This is a genomic window from Bacillus sp. MYb78 (assembly GCF_002975115.1).
GTDB classification, from domain to species: domain Bacteria; phylum Bacillota; class Bacilli; order Bacillales; family Bacillaceae_G; genus Bacillus_A; species Bacillus_A cereus.
Genome location: NZ_PCOB01000001.1, coordinates 280,461 through 301,797 on the forward strand (window position 1 = coordinate 280,461; position 21,337 = coordinate 301,797).

The window sequence follows — 21,337 nt, forward strand, 5'->3', positions numbered from 1 at the left end:
AACAAACGACCTACCCGGTCATTTGTTTAACTCATATATATTTTTCGTTTCTTCTATCATTTTAGTTAACGAGAAATACCTCACTGCTTTCTCTCGTGCTTTCAATCTAATATCATTTACCCTTTCTTCATTCCCTTGTAGTTCTTCAAGTGCACTTGCGAATTCAGATTCGCAATATTCAGATATCAAAATGCCTGATTCTCCATCTATTACCGCTTCATGTATTCCGCCAACATCAATTGAAACAATTGGTGTCCCTGTAGCCATCGCTTCAATTACTACCATTGGAAACACTTCACGAAAAGATAATAAAAGTAAGGCATCCATATTCCCTATAAACTCATGCGGCTCTGAAATATTCCCTAGCATCTTCACCCTTTGCTGCAATCCATATTTTTCTATTTCTTTCATAATCGATTCTTTCTCTGGTCCATCACCAGCAATATAAAACATAAAATCATTTCTCTTTTTCAACACATTTGCAATTTTGACAAATAGTTGATGGTTTTTCTCTTTGGATAATCTAGCTAATATCCCTATTTTATATGTAGATTCTTTCTTCTTCTGCTGGAATAAAAACTTTTCAATATCGACACCGTTATAAATTGTATTTATTTTTTCTTCTGCTACATGAATTGAAATTAAATTATTCTTTTCAAACTCACTTACTGTAATAATATTGTTTACATATTTATTCATGAAATAACGAAAAAGCGTTGGCATTTTCTTTTCTAATATCGTTACATTATGTTTCGTATAAACAATTTTCATCTTTTTTTTAATAAACTTTTGAATTAGAAAAGCATATAATACCATTCGCAAACTATTTGCATGAATAAGTTCTATCTTTCGTTTACAAATTTCGTTTCGTAAATAATAAATATTTCTCAAATGATTCCATCGACTAAGTAATATAAAATTTTCTTTTCTAGTAAGAGATTCATATAGTTCTCCATCACCTGCAGCTGTATAAATCTTAAAATCATCATAACGCAAATTACTTTCCAATTTACAGAAATAGCTCTCGGCTCCGCCAGTTATCAATTTATCTGTCATCAACAGTATATTCATAATTGCGTCTTCCCAACTACATTGATTTTATTTTTTTTATAAGCATGATAAGCATACTTACTAAAATAGTAAAAAATTTGCATCGAATTCAGTCGTTCTTGTTCCCTTAACAATTTCCAATACCGGAAAGCTGCTCTAATTTTATTTCTAGAAACAGAATTTGTAACAATTCTATATTTTGCTAACACTTGCTGTATCCCTTTTGCTTCATACCCTTCATGTAATAAGTTCAGCCATAACGCTGTATCTTCCGGCTGTATACTAGGCATTTCGACATATGGAATTTTTTCACGATCAATCATCACTGTTAAACAACCGATAATTGTATTTCCTACTAAATAATGATAGTCAACAGATTTTGGTACACTCACTTCGCAATTTAGTTCATTACCATTTTCATCAATTAAACTATACGACGCATATGAAAAAGCTATATTCATTTCTTCCATAAATAACAATTGTGTCTTCAATTTATGCGGCAACCATATATCATCACTATCTAAAAAGGCAATATACCTTCCTCTTGCCTCTTGGATCGCTAAATTCCGAGCTTTAGCAGCACCAACATTTTCTTTTAATGATAATAACCTAATTCGTGAGTCTCCTTCTATTATCTCTTTAATTTTTGCGGCAGATTGGTCGGTTGAACCGTCATCAACGATAATCATTTCCCAGTTTTCATACGATTGATTCTGTACAGATGAAATTGTCTCACCTATAAATCGTATACTATTATAAGAAGGTGTTATTACAGAAACATAAGGCGGCTCGTTATGTGCTGATAGACATTTTACCATCTATCTTTCCCCTTCCTTCATATATTGAAATATACTTCACAACAACTGCTAAAAATAAAAAGAACGCTTCGTTAATAATGAGTGACAATGACATCATCTGAAATAAAAATGCAATCATAGTCAATAGAAGATATGGTTTTTCACGAAACAAAGTATGCTGCGCTAGCTTGAACATTAATATGAATAAAAACGCACTATATAGAAGAAAACCAATTGTACCCGATTCAGACAAAATTTCTAAAAATGTATTGTGTACATATAATTTTTCATTAAATTGATACTCATAATAATTCGAAAAGTTAAAAGCACCGATTCCGATATATGGATTGGATAAATAATATTTAAAAGCAGCTTCCCATAATGTAAATCTACCACTTCCATTATCATGGGAAAAATCAGAAATTCGTTTATTTAATATGTCATCTAATTGGCCCCCCATTACACTATTCGATAAACTAAAAATAACTACACTAAACAATACTAAACTCATAATTATTTTTATTTTTTTGGCGAAACTAGATATACATATATATACAAATACGACAAGTACAAGCGCTAATATACCGCCCCTTGAAAAGGTTAATAAACTCGTCGTAACACATAAAATTAACCCTAGGATGTTAGTAATATTTTGTAAATTCGTCATATAGTACATAAAAAATATTGTATTATAGAAAATAAAAATGTTAGGATCATCTAGCAATCCAATTAACCGTGGATATCCTCTATCAACTAATAACCCGGCAAAAATTTCTCTCTCTTCTCCACCGTATAAACTAAAGTATTGTAAACCGATTATATAGAGTATTAGACTTACTACATTAAATACTACTCCTACATAAGCAATAGATGATTCAAGTACCACTATTTCAGTATTTCCCAATAAATTCCTCATTATAAAATAGCATCCTAAAACAAGTAGCACGCCAAAAATCATACGAATACTAGCATTTAAATACATAGAAAGAATTCCACTCAAACAATAAATGAAATAAAACAGTAAAAATATAACTTCATGAAAATATAACTTTTGAATATGAAAGTCTTTAATTGTTAAACAAAAATATATGACTAAAAAAATCATATATATTTTCAATGAAAATCCAATATATAAATTGTATTTACTTAACATAACAAATAATATTAGAAGAATAATCCATCCCATCGATACTTTCATATTATTTTCCATAGGCTATATCCCCTGTTTCGTAATATAATCCTTTTTGCGTATTTTTCTTATAAAAGAAAGAAGAAGTTTTTTTAGCTCATAATCATATAGGAATATGGCAGCTACTACAATTAGTATATTAAGAACAAGCGCAATTAAATGATATGTATGTAATATATATTGCACTCCAATAAAGGTTACACCAAAATAAATTGTATACGGTATTACAATTTGGAATACAATTTTTTTCTTCACTACACTTACCGCTATATATCCCACTAAAGCGACTATTTCAAATAAAACCATAGCGTATGCCGCTCCTATCACTCCACCAAGACTACTAAAGCTATAAAGCATAACTCCACCGATCACCAATGCTACACACTGCACAACAGTTCTCTTATTTTGACATCCACTCGTCGTTAAACCGTCAGCAATAGCAATATTTAAACTTTGTAGCACAATAAGAAATGATAATATTTGGAGTGGCTCTACTGCATTGCTCCATTCTTCATGAAAAAATATAGAAATAAAGTATGGTGCTAAATGATATAAACCGATCGTCATACATATTCCTACAATCGCCATTGATTTAATTTGAAGCAAATTTAATTTCGTATGCTCTTCTATATTATTCTGGTTATAATGCTTAAAGAGCACTGGAAAAAATGCACCTGCAATTACCCCTGGTACTTGATATAAAGCTGCCGGCATCCGGTACGCCACTGCAAAAACACCTACCATACTTAATGGCAATGTATAGTTAAGCAAGATAGGTGCTAATTGTGGCGTACTCATTATTAAAAAACCGCTAATAATAAAGGGAGTTAATTGCCAAAATAAAGCTTTATGAATTACGACTTTCATATTCATTTTCGTCTTTCTTCTCATGATATATATACTGAATAAACCACCGATCATATACCCAAAAGCATATAAGCGAGCCGTTACATACACCGGTAACTCTCCGAAAATACAAAAACATGTAATTATAATGACAACCGATGCTGATACAACTTTAATGAGCGCTATATACTTCATACGTTCCGTCAGTTGAAAATAGGCAATTCCTATGTTTTGCCAAGTTAATCCTATTAACATGAAAAACATTACGTTTATCATCATATAAATTAAATTTTTATCCGCATACATATAATGAATAACAATATAACCGATTATAGAAATAAGAATAAGTAGAATCATCCTTATTTTTATATACGATGATAAAATCTTCTCTAAATCTGCTCCATCCTTTGCCCCTTCTCGAAGAAACGTATTACTAAGTCCTAAGTCTGTAAAAAATAACATAACAAACGTCACTGCTATGGCAACACTAAACATCCCATAATGTTGTGCGTTAAAAAAGTTTGCTAAAACAATTAAACTGACGGCCTGAAGAAGGTTAGCTAAAATCGTACTATAAAATAGATGGATAATATTGTTTAGAATAGATCTACCCATACAAGTTCTCCTTTGCAAGTAACCTACTTACATATGTTGTTTGTTTACATATATATTTATCTTGCACCATTACCGTTCAATACAATTAAAACGGTTTTACATAAAATACGGATGTCCAGCCGAAATGTTTTCATTTCAATATACTCCATGTCCAGCCTCAACTTTTCCTTTGGATCAAGATTATATCCTCCATTTATTTGTGCCCATCCTGTTAATCCTGGTTTTACCATTAAACGATCCTTAAATTCTGGAATAAACGTATCAAACTCATTATAAAAAAACTCTCTCTCTGGTCTAGGGCCTACAAAAGACATATCTCCTCTTAAAATATTTAAAAGTTGTGGTAATTCATCAATTCTCGTTTTTCTTATAAACAATCCAACTTTTGTAATTCTTGAATCATGTTCTTTTGCCCATTGTGGGCCATTTATTTCAGCATCCTTTACCATTGATCTTAATTTAAATACATTAAACTTCTTCCCGTTTATACCTAAACGTTCTTGAAAGTAAATTGGAGCCCCTGATGTTTCTAAAGTAATCATAATACAAAAGAACAACATAATTGGTATCGTTAATAGTAACAATATGATTGAAAATATAATATCAAACAAGCGTTTTACACTTCGATTCAATATGCTAGGCTTTTCTTGAGCCGGAATCGTATACAACTTGGCTTGATTTGTTTCACGAATCATGGATCGTTACCCCCACATTCAAGAATATAAAATTATACCTATTAATTCACATTCTTTCCTATTTATATCCGCTATTACTTTTTGCACTGTACGTAGTGAATCTTTTCGCTTTTTAACTGCTAAGACCATTCCATCGCATTTCTCTGCAATAATGTGCGTAGCAGGAAGATCAAATACTTCAGAACAATAAAAGAAAATGTAATCAAAGTCTTCTTTCCACTTAGCAATCGCATTATCAAATTCATCCATAGCAACTAAGGGCGTCCCTGTGTGTACTGTTTTTTTTGCAGGAATACAATATAAGTATTTAGACAAATTACTAGAAAAAGATTCATAATTGCAGGGGAAAGAGCTTATTATATCGTTTACGGTTATCATGTGATCACTTTGTAATAATACATGTAATTTAGGGTCAGAAAAATTCACATCAATAAGTAACACCTTTTTCTTCATTTCTGCAAACACTAGACCCATATTTACTATAAGTGAGGCAACAACCCCTCTGTCCTTCGTTGAACTAACTGTGAATAGTTGTTTTCCAGATTTTCTCAGCTCGTGATACACCGTATAAAACTGCTCTTTCATCAGATCATCATGCAAATCGAATGGCAGCTGTTTCTTTGTTCTAAACATCGACATGTTCACCTCGATATATAGATGATTGTTTATCAATCTCTGTAGATTTCTGTTTTCTATTCGGTTTCACATTTATGTGACCAATAACAGAGACTGTTGTTATTTTCTCTAAATCTTGTTCCGTGTATATACGTTCATCAAAATAATCTCGAAATACAGCTAAACCTATCCCAACAAAAAAACTAACAATTAAAGAAATAGGAATGATCAGTTGAAATTTCGGAAACAATTTTTCAGCCTGTTCCTGTAACTCAGGATCCGTCAACACTTTCACACCTTGTACATTTGTGTACTGTTGAAAACTTTGTTGTGATTGCTCTGCCAATGTCTTTACAATGTCTTTCACGACTTTCGGATTGGAATCTTTTACTGTAACAGTTACAATTTGTGAGTTGTCTGTATTCACCACCGAGATTTTTTGTGCTAATTCATAACTTGATTGCTCTAATTTCAAAGTTTTTTTGACTGTTGATATAATTAATGGGCTTTTTAAAATATCGACATACGATGTTACTAGTTGCTTATTTTCTTGTGTTTTATTTGTTGAATTTTCCTTATTAAACTCATCTAAATTCCCAACAAGAATTTGCGTTGAATATTGATATGACGGCTTTAAAACATACATAGAGATAAGAACTAAAGAAGCGGTTAAACAACACATCGTTAAAATAATCGTTACGAATCTTCTTTTCAATAATTGTTGAAAATCTTTTATACTCATTTCTTGCTTCAATTATTTCACCGCCCTTTTCTGAATAACATCCTGCAAGTCACTCTTTACAGATACCCCTCTCTTCTTTCTATCCACTTGTTTTGTTACATACTTTCCGACTCTGAATGCAAATTTTTCTACATATATATACGAAAGCATTGCAAATATAAACGAAAAAACAAGTGAAAAAATTAAAATAATAGGCAACGGTAATATTTTATGGAGCATGTATATAAGGGAAAATAACGATATAATATGATATAAATAAAGACTGTAAGAAATCTTCCCCAAATATAACAAGTATTTATTACGTAGTAAGGACGACAAAGTTGATATTGACAAGCTTAATATGACAAATAGACATGCGCTTATCGCCACTACATAGTCTCGAAATATAAAATTATTGAGCACTTTCATTTCTCCAATAAGCCCTTCATACATAAAAAGTAAAATCGCAAATAAAAACCATGCAATTTTCGTGTTTTTAGTACAATTACTATAAAAAACTATTAAATTATTTTTATACTTCGCAACTAGTGCTCCTAGTAAAAATAGCACCGTATAATGCAAAGTTAATGCATAGCTTGTTAATGTTAAGCCCGAACGAAACAAAAATAATATGATGACAGAACATATACTAAAACTAAACAATAATAGTAATGAACCCCTTAACGTTTTTCGTAAGCAAATCATCAAAATTAACGGGAAAATTATTGATATTCGCATTTCATGGACAAGCGACCAAATCACACCGTTATATGCATCTGTATTATATTTCCCAACCAATAAAATATGTTGTGCGATTAAGCTTGAAGAACTTTCAATCGTCCATGAGCGATTAAACCATTCACTTAAATAAGAAATACCATATTCACTAATTGTAGTCTGGCATATAATCGCTATAATTATTGCCACAATATAAGGAATATATATTCTGCATATACGTTTTAAAAGGTATGACCCATAGCTACTATAGTTTTTTTGAATAGATTCATACAAAACAAATCCGCTCAAAACAAAAAAGATAATAACTGATTCGTTACCACTACTAAAAATTAGACGAGCAGGCGTTTCTTTTAATAGATACACAACAAATGGTTTATTATCTTCATAACTGTAATTTTGAAATGCTGAAAAAATCATTAAATGATGACCAATCATTACTACTAATGAAGAAATCCCTCTTATAGAGTCCAATTCTTCGTATCTCTTCATCTTTTTACATCAACTCCTAATGAAATGATACTAATCATTTCAAAGCGACATCTTTATTCATATTCCTCTCCTTTCTTTTCATTCCAATTTTTCATATTAAAATGATTTTATAGTATAAATTTGAGTGTATTGTAACATTTTTTGTAATATTATGAATAGTAAATCTCAAAAATTGGTATATACCAATTTCAACCTCGAAAAATGAGTAATATTGATAGAAAAACACTATAAAAATATCTTGCATATTTACAAAATTAAAGAGATGAATAGCGTTTTTTCAATATAAAATAAAAAAGATAGCCTATATAGGCTATCTTTTTTTATTTTATTTAATTACTGGCACCACTATATGCTACATGTCGTTTCTCAATTCTCTCTTCAATTTCTTTCATATTTTCTTTATTATTTAATAGTGATTGTTTATTTTCAATTAATAATTGTTTAAAAGATTTTCTCACTTTTTTTCTCATTTTCATTGTCCTCCTTGGGGGATGGTTTATATAAAAGATAAAGAATTATCTGTGTGTCCTTATAATAATTGATTGTTGTGAATTCTATTTGAACTTCATATGAAAATTCCGTTTATTTTCTGACAACTTTGTGAACACGAAAAAAAGACTCTCTAAAACTATGTTGAAATTAATTCACTTCATTATAAAAATTACTATTCCCATCAACTTTTATCATTATATCTTGTCGAAACATTTATATATTTAAAATTGAGTTCGACATAATTTTATTTACTATAATACTGTTTACAAAAACAAAAAGAAGGTGTCACCAAGTCAAATTTCGACTTATGCAACATCCCTCTTTCCAAACTATTTATAGCATATTTATTAATATTTCAGGTCTTCCCCAATTCATTTCTTCACAAACAAATCTAAGTTTTTCTTCATCCATTGTGTGTAATCCCTCTTCTAGTAAACATGAAATTGGAACTTCACAGTGAATTTGTGCTAATTGCAACGAAATATTTAAGTTCTCTAAATCACTTTCAATCTTCGTACGCTGCGCTTTTGTTAATGATTCTACATTTTCTAGTACAGCGGATACTGTTCCGTGCTCTTGAATAAGCTTATACGCTGTTTTTTCACCGATACCTTTTACACCTGGATAATTATCACTTGTATCTCCCATGAAAGCTTTTGCATGGACGATTTGCCACGGCTCTACACCTTTTTCTTCCATGATTTTCTCCGGTGTGTAATATTCGTAATTTCCAATTCCTTTACGCAGAAGCATAACTGTAACGCTCTTATCAACAAGTTGAAGTAAATCTGTATCACCAGTTAAAATATAAACTTCAGCTTCATTGCAGTATTGTTTTGCAAGCGTACCGATACAATCGTCCGCTTCGTAGCCTTTCATACCGATAACTGGAATGGATAATTTCGCAGTCATTTCTTGCACTAAATCAAATTGAGGAATTAATTCTTCTGGTGGCGCTGCACGATTTGCTTTATAATTCGAGAACGATTCTGTTCTAAATGTCGTACTTCCCATATCCCAGCATGTAACGATATGTGTTGGTTCAATCGCTTGCGTAGCTGTTAACAAGTGTTTCATATAACCATGAATCCCATTCGTAGGGGTTCCATCTTGTCGTTTCATAAATTGTCCGTAGACACTTGTTGCGTAAAAAGCACGAAATAATAGTGCCATACCATCAACTAATAATACTTTTTTCATAATTCCTCTCCTATTAAAAAAATAATAACCTCACGTTATCACGTAAGGTTATATAAATAGATTACCATTCTACGTTTTTGCTCAACTTTGTCTATTATACATTGTTTTTGTATATTTAGCACCATTAACACATTAAGACGTTCTACTACAACAAGTATGCAATATGCCTGAATACGTATTTTTTCCAGTAGAAACAACGACAGCCTTTGCACTTCCACTAACGATATGTGAACCTTTAAAACATACATTTTCAAGCTCAAGTGGATTATAATCTTTCATCCGTTTTAATGGAATAAATCGTTTACGTTCAAGGTGATAGCAGCTTTCAAACTTCTCTATACTCGCTTCGTTTCCCGTTAACACAGACTCATTCACTAATAAATCATCTGCATAAATAATACGTACATCAGCTGGCACAGCATCTCCAGCCGAAAGAAAAATCATATCTCCAGGTACAAGTTCTTGCACTGGTATCTCCATCATTTTCAGTTCACTATTTAGCCCTGTACTACTAGAACATTCTACTCTAGATACAGTAATCGTTTCACGTTGTAATTCATCACACACACGTTGTTTTGAAAAACCTGGAATCATGCCACCAAGCTTCATCATTACTTCTGCAAGAATTGCTCTTTTTGAAGTTAGTTCATTTCGGCCATATACTTGAATACGTTTTTGCGCCTCTTTCATTGATAGTCCGTCTCTTGTTGTTTTAAAATATGCAAATACAGATTTTACATCTCTTGTTGCAATTTCAATTAATAAATCTTTATTTTTTTGGAGCATTGTTTGTTCTTTTATTGATTTTTTATTTAGTTTATATGACGTGTTACCCACTGTTTTGTTTGCATATAACATATTATCGTCTCCTCCTTTACAACATAGGAAGAAACGCTTTGTTTCTCAATTTATCCACTTTTTGTCTAGCGCTTTATAAACGCTACATTGTGATAAATATAGAGGGAGGAACAAATCGTTTCCTGCCTACATCATACATTTTTGATTTGAAGTATATGGGTAACGGAACCGAGTCAGAATTTGACATGCTCCTCACCTCCTCGTTTAATTTTATAGTTTATACTATGAAATTACTCATAGCTTGGTAACAAAAAAGACCCCTACCCTTAAGAGAGTAGCGGCCATTACATACACAAATAAACGATTTCTAATATAATTAGAAATCTACGGACCTCTCCCTCACCGAGTTTTAGCACTGTATAGCATAGGTACATTACCAGCTACGTTAAGAAAAACCTTAATTCGATCATTCCTGTTGACCCATTGGCGTCTCTCGACATTTTTGGGCAGTAGCATTTCTCTATACAGGAGCCTCACCTAACAGAGACTTATTTTCATTACATTGAAAATGTTACTCTTATTTAAAATAGATGTCAACCGTAGCCTACAATTTTTTCAAAAGGTATGGCAAACTAACGTATATAAAGTGAAACTTTAATCAGTGGGGGTTTTGTTCATCCCCCACTGATTATTAGCCCTCACCAATCGGGCTGCCCGGCAAATAGCGGGATAAAATAAAAAACTTTACGTTTAAACGTAAAGTTTTTAATAAGTTATACAACCAGCGATTACAATCCCAATTGAAAGCGATAAAAACATAAGAAAAAGACCGACTGCTTGATTATCTTCTTCGAGACTTTTGTTTATATTAAAGCGTGGTGTAAGCCACTCAGCTAAATAAAAGACGATAATTTGAGCCAAAATCCCAACTGCTCCCCACGAAATCATATCAAGAAGTGAAATTGAATTAGCTGCTGTCGAATATAAAACAACAGCTAACCCAAGTAATCGTCCTCCAAGCACATAGCTTACCGCCTTATTTCCTTGAGCCATTAACTTAAATTCCTTTACTTTCGTTGTCACTTCCATCAAGAACAGACCTATACATAAAAGGCCGAGTGTTACTGCTAAATATAATAAAAAATTAATCATTTTTTCCCCTCCTTTTTATACCTACCGGTAAATAGTACGATTCATTTCCTGTAATCTTTTCTCCCGCACGAATACCGATACTACTCGCTTTTCCAGCAATTAAAAACGAACCAAACACATATGACAGTTTCTCGATCCCTTTTTCTGTTTCCAAGGATACGACTGGCAGTTCGGTATACTTTTGAAATATCGGCAGTGACGCTTTATACGTTTCCTGTGCATTTTGAAGCATAATATTTTCGTCTTTATCGCGAATCGTAATTGTATCTCCTTCTCTCCCAAATGAAGGTTTTTGAACGAAAGAACCTTTTCCTAAAAATAAATCTGGTTCTAAATATGTAGGTAACATATATTCTTTAATCCACTGTTGTTCCTCATTTGTATAAAAGACCTCTTCTTCTGCTAACCCCCAAATAAGACACTGAATTGATTTTGGCTGAAGTAAAAATGCTGACAAAGGATTTATTATAAAAAGCTTTCCGGCTTTTACAAGTTGTAACAGTTCCACACCTACCAAATCTCCTGTTTCAGGATCTTGATCCTCAATTAAATCTTCTATCGGATATGTTTGGCGATATAAAACATCAATCTTCGCCCCATCTTTATCGACTAGAGCATCCTTTGTAATTCTAAGTTCTGACATTGGCACTACTTTATTTTCAACATGGCATAGCTGACTTAAATACATAGTGGTATTCCAATCCTCGATATGTTCATGATGTGCTGTAAAAACAACATTTGGATTATCTAATCCCTTTGTCGCTTCCATTACTGCTTTCGTTACACCAGAAGATAGCAATCGTTCTTGATCCGAGTTTGGATCATCATAGCCTAGATTTTCACATACTTTCCCATTCATTTGAAAACATTCCACAATAAAAGTTGGTGTATCACTATTAAACTCAAGCATTTTGATTTTATTATCCTCTGTTACAGCAAAATCAAATCGCGAAATTACAGATTCAGGATAAATCCCTTTCATTCTAATGAATGATAAACTCGCGGATGGAAAGCCAAGATCTAGAAGCTGTTCGTCACTTAAATTACGCAGCAGTCTAGCAGTCTTAAAAAATATTTTCCCCATTCGTTCAGTCGCTAAGTGTAATTGGTCCAAAGTCTGATTTGTTATAGAAAAAACATGAAACAAACTATACTCACATTCATATAAATCCGACCAAAAATTCGGATATTTTAAATAAAATTCTTTTCGATCCCTTATGTATTGCGACATATTTTAGCCCCCAAATCCTCCCTTTGAACCGCTTCCAATTCCACCTTTAAATTCAGCAGACGATTGATACGATTTAAATGCCGATGAATTTTTAAAAGTGGATTTATTTTGATAGTATCGCCCACCATAGAAATAATGCCCACGATAACCTGAACTACTATCATCACACTGCCATACCCCAAGTTCATCATCCCAATCCCAATCAGAACAACTATTATCATTCGGTTTTGGGGGAAGATCTTGTGCGCAGCCAAATAAAGTGCCAGTCATTAAAGACGTTACGACACCACCTACTAGCCATTTCGTTTTTGTCACCTTCGCACTCCCCTTTTTAAATTCTATTCCTATTATATAGGATGGCATGATAAAGTAGAAGAAAAAGGAAGAAGAGGGATTAAATGCGCTTAGAATATCGACTTAATGATGAAACGAAAGGGTATCCTGCTTTATGGAACTACGCCAATATTTCTAATTCTGAAATTATCGCACGCATGACTTGTGAATATTTTATTAAAGAGAAAAATACTTATGTTGTTACTGCAACTTCGGTTGATCCAGACGGAACAGCAGTTATTTATATTCAAAAAGAAGTTTTCGCCAATGACCCTTCAGACCCTACATACTCCCACATCGGTTTTGAAATTAGAGAACTAAGTGAAACGAGTTCAAGCTTAGTAGATAGTCAAGATGTATGGAACTACGAAGAAATTTTACCATCTCTTCATTCAGATATTATATATATTCAGCGAGACGGCATGTCTATGGAATTCTCCTTGGATTCAAGAGAGATTGATGAAGACAGAAAGTGCTACATTTATTACGGAAACTTCACAGGTGAATCAAGATAATATTGATATATCTATGCAACAAAAAAACCTTACGTATAAAACGTAAGGTTTTTATATAGCCCCACATATGCCGTTCTCTCTAGATGTCCATAAACCTGCTCTCACAGGTGGATGCTCTCACAAATGTTTGTAACTTCCTTCTTAAAAAGATGGCATGTTAGCTACATTTAAATATTGAACTTCCATATTAAACTTATTGGTTTAAGACATGCATAAGCTACGTACACCGTAGGAATTTTATATAAGGTTAGTTGAAATAAGACCCCCGCACGTGCCGCTCCTCGTAAATGTCCAAAAACCCGCTACTCGCAGGTGGATGCCCTCACAGTTACCGTACATCTTCCTCCACAAGGAAGGCTTGATGATGGTCGCTAAATATTGAGCTTCCGTATAACTAACATCGGTTTTAGACATAAATAAGTTACGTACACCGCAGGATGTATTATTTACTTGTCGTTATATTATCACATTGTTTCCAATGTGTAAAATACAAAGTTTTTCGAGCAATCTCTTGCTTGTGACCTTATTTTAATACAAATTATTTTTGCATGCAAGTGATTAATCTTCTTCTTTTGCAATTTGATTTTCTGGATAAGAAATCCAATCACTCCAGCTACCTGCATACAATTTAACATTTTGGAATCCAGCCAATTTTAACGCAATGATATTTGGACATGCCGTAACACCAGAACCACAATATACAATGGTTTCCTTATCTTTCGACAGATTTTGGAATCGTTCTTGTTGCTCAGCTTCATTCTTAAATTGTCCTGATTGCAACATTCCATCCTTCCAAAAATAGTTTGTTGCTGTCGGAATATGTCCTGCTTTATGATCGACAAGTTCCTCTACACCAGCATAACGTTTTGGCTCTCTTGAATCAATTAACGTAACATCTGCACCTGCCTGGATATTCTCTCTTACTGTTTCCATCGATACAAGCATATGATCTTGTATGTTTGTTTTAAATGTTTTTCGTATAACAACAGAAATTTCCGTTGTTGTCGGTAGTTCATTCTCTTTCCAAACCGGGAAACCACCATCTAATATATATACTTTCTCATGTCCTACATAGTTACATAACCACCATAAACGAGCAGCATTTGCACCAGCTTGACTGTCATACGCAATTACTGTCGTATGTTCATCAATACCAACCTCCGAAAGCTTGTCCGCAAACTCTTCAATGCTTGGCAACGGATGGCGGCCACCATGTTCTGCTATAGGACTTGATAAATCTAAATTCAAATCAAAATATAACGCATGAGGAATATGTTCTTCTTCATACTTTTCTCTACCCCAATTAGGATTCGCTAAATCAAAACGACAATCGATTACACGGACGTTCTCATCTTCTATATGCTCACGTAACCATTCGACTGTAACTATCATCTTTAACGACCTTCTTTCTCTTGTAAACGACTTACATACTCCATAACCATTTCTTCTGTAACATATTTACGCTGCAAGGTAACACCATTTTTTGCAAGATCATTAATTTGCTTTGTTACAACATTAATGACATCAACCGAAAATTCTTTCCCATTTGACGCAAGAGATACGGCTGCTTCAATAGCTGCTTCACGCTGCGCATCTAATTGTAAACATGCTTTTACACTTTCATTTTGTTTACGAGAATGTGCTGTAATTGCTTTATGTACTTCCATCTTCTCTTCCCCCTAAATAAGTTATACGTTCTAATTCAATTCCATTGCAAGCCGAATCATATCACGGCATACAATGCCATTTTCAATAATCTCTTCTTCATAATGCTTCGAAAAGTAATCAAAATCAATAGAAAAAATACGAAATCCACATTTTTGATATAAAGCAAGTTGTGAAACACTAGAATTGCCTGTACCAACTTCAAGTTTTGACATACCATATCCTTTAGCAGTTTCTACGGCATGCCTTAATAGCTTCTTCCCAATCCCTTTTCCTTGCAAATGCTCTGCAACCGCAATATTCATGATTTCCATCGTCTTCGGCCTTGTTTCCAAAAGAACATACACACCGATGATGCTGCCCCCTTGCTTTGCTACGTATGTTAACCCTCTTTGTACATATATAGCTATTTGCCGTTCACTTGGATCAGCAAGTAGCAATAAAGACTTCGGTATAGCCTCTTTTAAAATACGTTCTATTACAAAAGACATAAAAAATCCCCCCATCTCTATTGTTCTAAACCCTCCTTGTCTACCATAAATAATAGAAAGGAGGGATTCACCATGGACAACAATGAGAAAAAATGCAACGTCATCTCTATTGATGGAAAGAAGAAGAAAAGCGACACGTATTCCTATCCAAAATTAGTAGTTGAAAATAAAACATACGAATTTTCTTCATTCGTCTTATGCGGTGAAACACCAGATGGCAGACGACTCGTTCTTACTCATATGATTTCTACCGATGAATTTGCTGGATTTGTCAAATCTTTAGATACTGTACTGCAAAAGAAAATTGAACGAATCTTTTTCTCATAACGACTATATAACATAAATTTCTTTTTCAATCTCTACTAACTGATTGTGCAATTGTTCTTTACTTTGTTCATATAGAGATACATCGATCGTTTCAGCCAATGCAAACAATATACTTTCATAATAGTTCATTACATCTTGTTGCATCACTTTTTGGAATAAGTTCCACTTCATATCCCATTCTTGCTTATAATGATGGACAAATAAATCTTTTTCATCGGCTACATAGTTTGATACAAGCGGTTCTAATACAGATTTAGCGTCTTCTTGCATAAAAGCTTTGTCATTCTTTTCAAAAAAGCTTTTCTCATTTTTAAAATGTGCCAGTGCTTTTTTGAAATCTTTTATTTCAACTGAAGGGAACGGTTCTTTATGTGTAATATCTTTATATTCATACTCAACTGTTCCATTCATAGAAATTGATTGATTTTCTACTTTACAGTTCACTACAATTTCGTCCTTTGCACGCTTCATCGCTTCGTCTATCCATTTTTCAAGACGTAATGATGTCGCACGCATTTCTTGTAATAAATCATGCTGAATAAATGCTACTAATTCCATAACACACTGTTGCAATTGTGTTTTCACATTTCCATCCGTTCGAAGTGACGCCGGATTAATAAATTCAGTAAACACATCGTTATAACGTAGGAATAGACGCTGTTGCACGTAATAAAGCAACTCTTTCACTTCATTTTGCATCGCCTGTTCTTCAGCAAGTACACTATATGATGAAATAATATGAAGTAGTTGATCACGCTCTGCTTCATATTTTTTCGTTTGCTTCTCTTTCTCTTCATTCCCCTGCTTTGCACCATTTATCATGTTTACTAAAAGTTGATCTGCCCCTTGCAACGCACCATATAGAGCATGCACAGAAACAAGCATTAAATCTCTCATCATAAAGGACGTAAATGATTCCTCAAACTTAGTAATTCCAGAGTTTTGTAAAATACCATACTTCTCTTTTTCAACATTCTTTCCTTGTTTCTCTTCAAGCGCACATAAACTTGAAATTGCAAATAAACGCGGATTTCTAATACCGTATTGCAGTAGCTGATCTGCGATATAACCTTTTACCATTTCAAGTTCTTCTTCAGACTCTGCTAAATCCGCCGCATTAATTAAGAAGAACATTTTATCAAGGGCAAAAGTATCCTTTACACGCCCAAGCTGAATTAAAAATTCACGATCAGCACGAGAGAATACATGGTTATAATATGTTACAAATAAAATAGCATCTGCATTTTTAATATACTGGAATGCAACATCCGTATGGCGAGCATTAATAGAATCCGCTCCAGGTGTGTCTACAAGCGCTACTCCCTGCCTTGTTAAAGCACAATCATAATAAAGCTCCATATACTCAACGAAGCATGATTTTTCTTCATTCGCTACATAATCAGAGAACTCTTCTAATGTGACTTGTACTTGTTCTCCTAAATAAGTAGAAACTGCATCATACCCTTTTTGTACCGCTCGTAAAAAGCTAAATGTTGTTTTTTGCTTCCCAGTCGGTGAAGGATATTTCATAACTTTATCAATTTGTGCTAACGCCTCATCTAACGTAGTAATCTCATAATGAAACAGCTTATAAACAGCTTTCATATCTTCTAATAGAGCTTGCTTTGATTTGAATTGAACCATTACTGTTCCGTGTGGTTTTTCCTCTGTAACCGGCAAAATTTGATTAATCGTTGCCGTCGTCGGATTTGGTGATACAGGAAGTACCTTCTCACCAAGTAAGGCATTGGCAAATGATGATTTCCCAGCACTAAAAGCTCCGAATAACGCTACTGTAAATTGTTTCGTTTCCACACGACGCCTTTTTTCTATCACCTCTTGCTGTACATGTTTCAGCGCTGGCAATGGCTCTAATATCATTTCAGCTTTCTTCACTTTCTCTAATATACGCTGAATATTTAAAGCTGCCGTTCCTTTTATCTCTTCTTCATGAGCCACTACGTTATCATTTACCATTTCCTGCTCTTGTAGTGTGAATTTCTCACTAACAATTTGTTTTTCACGTTGCAATATCTCCTCTATTTGCAATCCTTCTGGTGTAGCAACACGCTCGTGCCAAACATTTTGTAAATAACTTTCATATGTCTCTAAATTGTTACTGTATTGTAATTCCGTCTCTTTTGCCGTTTGCAACATCGTATATTTTTCAATCTCTTCTTCCATACGAGCAACTGCTTCCTTCACTTTTTGCTTTAAAACGACTGCACTTTTATCAAAAATTTGCTGTGCTTTTGTAAAATAACGTTTCTTCAGTTCATTCGCTACATCCGCTGTATAAAGAAGTAAGTAATCACCTGTGAAACCTGCACCTTGTTTAATGACTTCAGCTAACATTTCTGGTCCAAAAGCAATTTCTAAAGCATATATGTCTTTCCCAATTTCCTCCGTGAACAATCCTTCTTCTTTTAAGAAGGCTACAATAAATTCTTTCACATGAAAATCAAGTTGCGTTTCAACAGTCTTTTGAAGGGCAGAATAAAACGCCTCTACACGTCTTTGTTTTTCTTGCTCCGTCTTTCCTTTCGCAAATAGCAAACCAACTTTAAACTTTGTTAATTTCGTTTCTAAATATGCATTTGCCAATTCTCTCATTTCAAATGGCATTAAATACGCGTTATCTAATATAGCTTGTAAACCTTTTATAAATTCGTTTCTCACATGAGATTCTTTACTAGCCTCGCGGTGTTTAGTTTCCGTTAGCTCTTCTTTCTTTTCAACTATTTCTGAAATCAAAAGCGGTGATGCTAACTCTTCCTCATATGTCAAAAGAGCTTTTTCATTTTCAGAAACAATAAACGAGAAATGTTCTCCCATTAAATGTTCTGTTTCTCGCTCCATTCCCTCTCTTACATACTGCTCTTTTTCTTTCATAATAGAAGTAATTAATGTTTCTAAGCTTCCAATTTCATTATGTGGATGGTTCATCATTCGTAATGACGTATAATAAACTCCATCTACTTCAATATCCCAGTTAGAGAACGATTGTTTCACACTATCTTTATAATCCTCAAATGATAATTCATTTTCTTTATGTTTATCTATTTGATTTACAACGAGATAAACCGTTTTATTACGTTGTTTCAATTCTTTAACAAATTGCAAATTCACTTCCGATTGGACGTGATTATAATCCATCATATAAAAAATTACGTCTGCTAGATGTAGCGTTGATTCTGTCGCTAGTTGATGGGCATCATCTGTTGAGTCAATCCCTGGTGTATCAACTAACATAACACCCTCAGGAATTGGTGCATCATTCCGATAAATATGAACACCAATTACCTCATCGCCATCTTTACAAATTTGCTTTAATTCTTCTGCTGAATATGCACCGTCATATTCATACTGTTCTCCAGATTTAATCGTTACAACAACACGATCAAATCCCTTTTCAATTTTAACGACGTTAGCGCTTGTCGGAATTGGACTTGTTGGTAACAACTGCGCTTTATATAGATGATTCATCATCGTTGATTTCCCTGCTGAGAAGTGACCGCAGAACGCTATCATAAGCTGCTCTCGTTTATATTTTTGAATTACTTCAAACAACTTTAAGCTATTCTCTGCATCGCCGTGTTTTTGCCACTCTTCATAAAAACAAACAAGTTTTTTCATACCGTTTGTCTGTACTATGTTTGTCATCCCCTTGTTCCCCTTTATCCAAGATGTATATACTTTTCCCCGCTAATTGCGAGCTCATAACCAGTGAGAGTTACACCTACCCATTGATTACAGTTTCACTTTACTATCATACTAAATTTTCAGCATATTCTCATTAAAAATAAAAAATCCCTTTCATTCTTTTTACAAATGAAAGGGATTTTATGTCATATCACTCATTTTGCTGTTCCTACTCCATTTAAAACATACTTTGCAATAACTGCATATACAGCAACTGTACCTGCTACTAATGCATATACCATACTCATGCACCAACCTTTTTTGATAATGATTATCACTTTTGAATACATTTTATCATTAAAGAGAATCATTATCAACACTTTTCATAAAGAAAGCTCCTTATAAGAAGGAGCTTTACTGCCTGTTTTGAAAAAGGTTAAAACTTGTTGTGCACTCTTATTATATCTCATCCTACATAACTTAACAGTTTAAAAAAATGGAAATATCCCCTACCCCCTCCATCTTACATTTTGTATAATAAAAGGGAATTACTTAACAAGGAGGAAAAAAATGACACAAAATCTCACACAAGGCGAGAGGATACACTCCATTGATATTATTAGAGGAATAGCTGTATTAGGTATTTTTCTTGTTAACTGGCCAATTATTGCCGGGGTTGACTCACGTGATATTACAGGAATTTACGAAGGGATAGACAGCTATATTCGCCTATTTTACGATATGTTTATTCAAACGAAATTTTATACAATTTTTTCGTTTTTATTCGGATTAGGTTTTTATATTTTTATGAATCGTGCTGAGGCGAAGACCGATCGTCCAAAAACTTTGTTTGTTCGCCGCTTACTTATCTTATTATTATTCGGGTTCTTACATTACGTTCTTTTATGGGACGGTGACATTTTACATACTTATGCAATTACCGGGTTTTTCTTATTTTTATTTTACAAAAGAAAGACACGTACTATTTTAATATGGTCAATTGTACTATTAAGTTTCATGCAATTGTTCACATTATTAGGTTCTCTTGTCATGTTATTAGTGCCGGTAGATGAACTAGGCCTTTCCATAGCCATTATGCCGTTAGAAAACTGGGGCTTACAAATTACAGACAGATTCTATTCTTTCTATTCTGAAGCAATAAGTAACAGTCTTATTATGCTTCCTGAAACACTAGGATTGTTTTTACTCGGATTATATGCCGGTAAAAAAGACATTTTCCGCCGTGCTAAGGAATTAGATCCAAAACTTAAAAAATGGCAAATCATTATGTTCATTTTAACATTACCGATGTGGTTTATTATGGTTTACTTCTTTATGAACAATCAACCATACACACCATTTTCACTTATGGGCATTACGATGATAAGCGGAAAGACATTGTTCATCTTCTACATTGTCACGTTAATGCGTTTATTACAAAAAGAAAAATGGCAAACGTTATTACGTCCATTCCAATACGTTGGACGAATGGCATTAACAAATTACATCTCGCATACAATTGTTACATTACTTGTATTCGGGCTATTGTTTAAAAATGATTATCTGGCTCCACTATGGGTTGGACCACTATTCTGCATTAGTTTCTACACGTTACAAATCTTTATTAGCCGCTGGTGGCTTTCACATTACCAATACGGACCACTTGAGTACATTTGGCGTCTTGGTACTTACGGGAAAATGATGCCACTTAAAAAGAAAAGCAAGGTCTCATAACG

The 21,337-nt window shown here is 33.5% G+C and carries 21 protein-coding genes, 2 other RNA genes and 1 riboswitch; of the genes, 3 read left to right on the top strand and 20 right to left on the bottom strand.

Annotated features, from left to right (window positions below):
• Positions 1 to 18 precede the first annotated feature (18 nt).
• The 14 genes from CQ064_RS01435 to CQ064_RS01505 all read right to left on the bottom strand — a co-directional run bounded on the left by CQ064_RS01435 (position 19) and on the right by CQ064_RS01505 (position 12,943).
• Positions 19 to 1,071 (bottom strand): glycosyltransferase family 4 protein, encoded by a 1,053-nt coding sequence (locus tag CQ064_RS01435; protein ID WP_001023702.1) that lies wholly within the window; start codon positions 1,069 to 1,071, stop codon positions 19 to 21.
• Complete coding sequence (locus CQ064_RS01440) at positions 1,068 to 1,868, bottom strand: glycosyltransferase family 2 protein (RefSeq protein WP_000237685.1); 801 nt, start codon at positions 1,866 to 1,868, stop codon at positions 1,068 to 1,070. Before CQ064_RS01440 ends, CQ064_RS01435 begins: the two co-directional genes overlap by 4 nt.
• The gene (locus tag CQ064_RS01445) at positions 1,843 to 3,057 is read right to left on the bottom strand and encodes an O-antigen ligase family protein (protein WP_000429873.1); all 1,215 of its coding nucleotides are present in this window, start codon (positions 3,055 to 3,057) and stop codon (positions 1,843 to 1,845) included. The genes CQ064_RS01440 and CQ064_RS01445 overlap by 26 nt, the downstream gene beginning before the upstream one ends.
• 3 nt (positions 3,058 to 3,060) lie before the next feature.
• Positions 3,061 to 4,497: an oligosaccharide flippase family protein gene (locus CQ064_RS01450; protein ID WP_000533733.1), complete on the bottom strand. Its 1,437-nt coding sequence runs from the start codon at positions 4,495 to 4,497 to the stop codon at positions 3,061 to 3,063.
• Positions 4,498 to 4,553: 56 nt separating this feature from the next.
• Positions 4,554 to 5,192 (bottom strand): sugar transferase, encoded by a 639-nt coding sequence (locus CQ064_RS01455; protein WP_000617645.1) that lies wholly within the window; start codon positions 5,190 to 5,192, stop codon positions 4,554 to 4,556.
• Between the two features lie 18 nt (positions 5,193 to 5,210).
• A complete protein-coding gene (locus CQ064_RS01460; RefSeq protein ID WP_015055103.1) occupies positions 5,211 to 5,831 on the bottom strand; it encodes a CpsD/CapB family tyrosine-protein kinase in 621 nt (206 codons plus the stop codon).
• Positions 5,818 to 6,561 carry a YveK family protein gene (locus CQ064_RS01465; RefSeq protein WP_000807062.1) on the bottom strand — a complete coding sequence of 248 codons (744 nt, stop codon included), beginning with the start codon at positions 6,559 to 6,561 and terminating at the stop codon, positions 5,818 to 5,820. Before CQ064_RS01465 ends, CQ064_RS01460 begins: the two co-directional genes overlap by 14 nt.
• On the bottom strand, positions 6,562 to 7,755 hold the full coding sequence (locus CQ064_RS01470) for an acyltransferase family protein (protein WP_000833051.1): 1,194 nt from the start codon (positions 7,753 to 7,755) through the stop codon (positions 6,562 to 6,564).
• Between the two features lie 329 nt (positions 7,756 to 8,084).
• Positions 8,085 to 8,225, bottom strand: a complete 141-nt coding sequence (locus CQ064_RS01475) for an FbpB family small basic protein (protein ID WP_001228048.1) — start codon at positions 8,223 to 8,225, stop codon at positions 8,085 to 8,087.
• 355 nt (positions 8,226 to 8,580) lie between these two features.
• The gene (locus CQ064_RS01480; protein ID WP_000757074.1) at positions 8,581 to 9,447 is read right to left on the bottom strand and encodes a 5'-3' exonuclease; all 867 of its coding nucleotides are present in this window, start codon (positions 9,445 to 9,447) and stop codon (positions 8,581 to 8,583) included.
• A 132-nt stretch (positions 9,448 to 9,579) separates the two neighbouring features.
• Complete coding sequence (locus CQ064_RS01485) at positions 9,580 to 10,305, bottom strand: P-type ATPase actuator domain-containing protein (RefSeq protein WP_000964944.1); 726 nt, start codon at positions 10,303 to 10,305, stop codon at positions 9,580 to 9,582.
• 326 nt (positions 10,306 to 10,631) lie between these two features.
• Positions 10,632 to 10,797: riboswitch (M-box (ykoK) riboswitch) on the bottom strand.
• A 213-nt stretch (positions 10,798 to 11,010) separates the two neighbouring features.
• Positions 11,011 to 11,397, bottom strand: a complete 387-nt coding sequence (locus tag CQ064_RS01495; protein WP_000606862.1) for a DUF350 domain-containing protein — start codon at positions 11,395 to 11,397, stop codon at positions 11,011 to 11,013.
• Positions 11,390 to 12,628, bottom strand: coding sequence for a glutathionylspermidine synthase family protein (locus CQ064_RS01500; RefSeq protein WP_000084934.1), 1,239 nt, complete (start codon positions 12,626 to 12,628; stop codon positions 11,390 to 11,392). Before CQ064_RS01500 ends, CQ064_RS01495 begins: the two co-directional genes overlap by 8 nt.
• 3 nt (positions 12,629 to 12,631) lie before the next feature.
• On the bottom strand, positions 12,632 to 12,943 hold the full coding sequence (locus CQ064_RS01505) for a hypothetical protein (RefSeq protein WP_000169030.1): 312 nt from the start codon (positions 12,941 to 12,943) through the stop codon (positions 12,632 to 12,634).
• An 83-nt stretch (positions 12,944 to 13,026) separates the two neighbouring features.
• Between CQ064_RS01505 and CQ064_RS01510 the strand changes: the two genes are divergently transcribed.
• Positions 13,027 to 13,476, top strand: a complete 450-nt coding sequence (locus CQ064_RS01510; protein ID WP_001235522.1) for a hypothetical protein — start codon at positions 13,027 to 13,029, stop codon at positions 13,474 to 13,476.
• 54 nt (positions 13,477 to 13,530) lie between these two features.
• On the opposite strand, the gene ssrS (CQ064_RS01515) is transcribed toward CQ064_RS01510, so the two are convergent.
• The 5 genes from ssrS (CQ064_RS01515) to CQ064_RS01535 all read right to left on the bottom strand — a co-directional run bounded on the left by ssrS (CQ064_RS01515) (position 13,531) and on the right by CQ064_RS01535 (position 15,632).
• A non-coding RNA gene (gene ssrS, locus CQ064_RS01515) (6S RNA) lies at positions 13,531 to 13,714 on the bottom strand.
• Between the two features lie 21 nt (positions 13,715 to 13,735).
• A non-coding RNA gene (gene ssrS, locus CQ064_RS01520) (6S RNA) lies at positions 13,736 to 13,918 on the bottom strand.
• Between the two features lie 116 nt (positions 13,919 to 14,034).
• On the bottom strand, positions 14,035 to 14,868 hold the full coding sequence (locus CQ064_RS01525) for a sulfurtransferase (RefSeq protein WP_000637577.1): 834 nt from the start codon (positions 14,866 to 14,868) through the stop codon (positions 14,035 to 14,037).
• A gap of 2 nt (positions 14,869 to 14,870) precedes the next feature.
• Positions 14,871 to 15,143: a YpbS family protein gene (locus CQ064_RS01530; RefSeq protein ID WP_000451820.1), complete on the bottom strand. Its 273-nt coding sequence runs from the start codon at positions 15,141 to 15,143 to the stop codon at positions 14,871 to 14,873.
• Positions 15,144 to 15,173: 30 nt separating this feature from the next.
• Entirely contained in the window at positions 15,174 to 15,632 is a 459-nt protein-coding gene (locus tag CQ064_RS01535; protein WP_000011411.1) for a GNAT family N-acetyltransferase, read from the bottom strand.
• A gap of 72 nt (positions 15,633 to 15,704) precedes the next feature.
• On the opposite strand from CQ064_RS01535, the gene CQ064_RS01540 reads away from it, so the two are divergent.
• Entirely contained in the window at positions 15,705 to 15,959 is a 255-nt protein-coding gene (locus CQ064_RS01540) for a DUF3931 domain-containing protein (protein WP_000369740.1), read from the top strand.
• Positions 15,960 to 15,962: 3 nt separating this feature from the next.
• Here the strand turns inward: CQ064_RS01540 and CQ064_RS01545 are convergent, their stop codons facing one another.
• Positions 15,963 to 19,622 (bottom strand): dynamin family protein, encoded by a 3,660-nt coding sequence (locus CQ064_RS01545; RefSeq protein WP_000182158.1) that lies wholly within the window; start codon positions 19,620 to 19,622, stop codon positions 15,963 to 15,965.
• A 549-nt stretch (positions 19,623 to 20,171) separates the two neighbouring features.
• Here CQ064_RS01545 and CQ064_RS01555 point away from each other — a divergent pair.
• On the top strand, positions 20,172 to 21,335 hold the full coding sequence (locus tag CQ064_RS01555; protein WP_000193179.1) for a DUF418 domain-containing protein: 1,164 nt from the start codon (positions 20,172 to 20,174) through the stop codon (positions 21,333 to 21,335).
• The last annotated feature ends 2 nt before the right edge of the window (positions 21,336 to 21,337 follow it).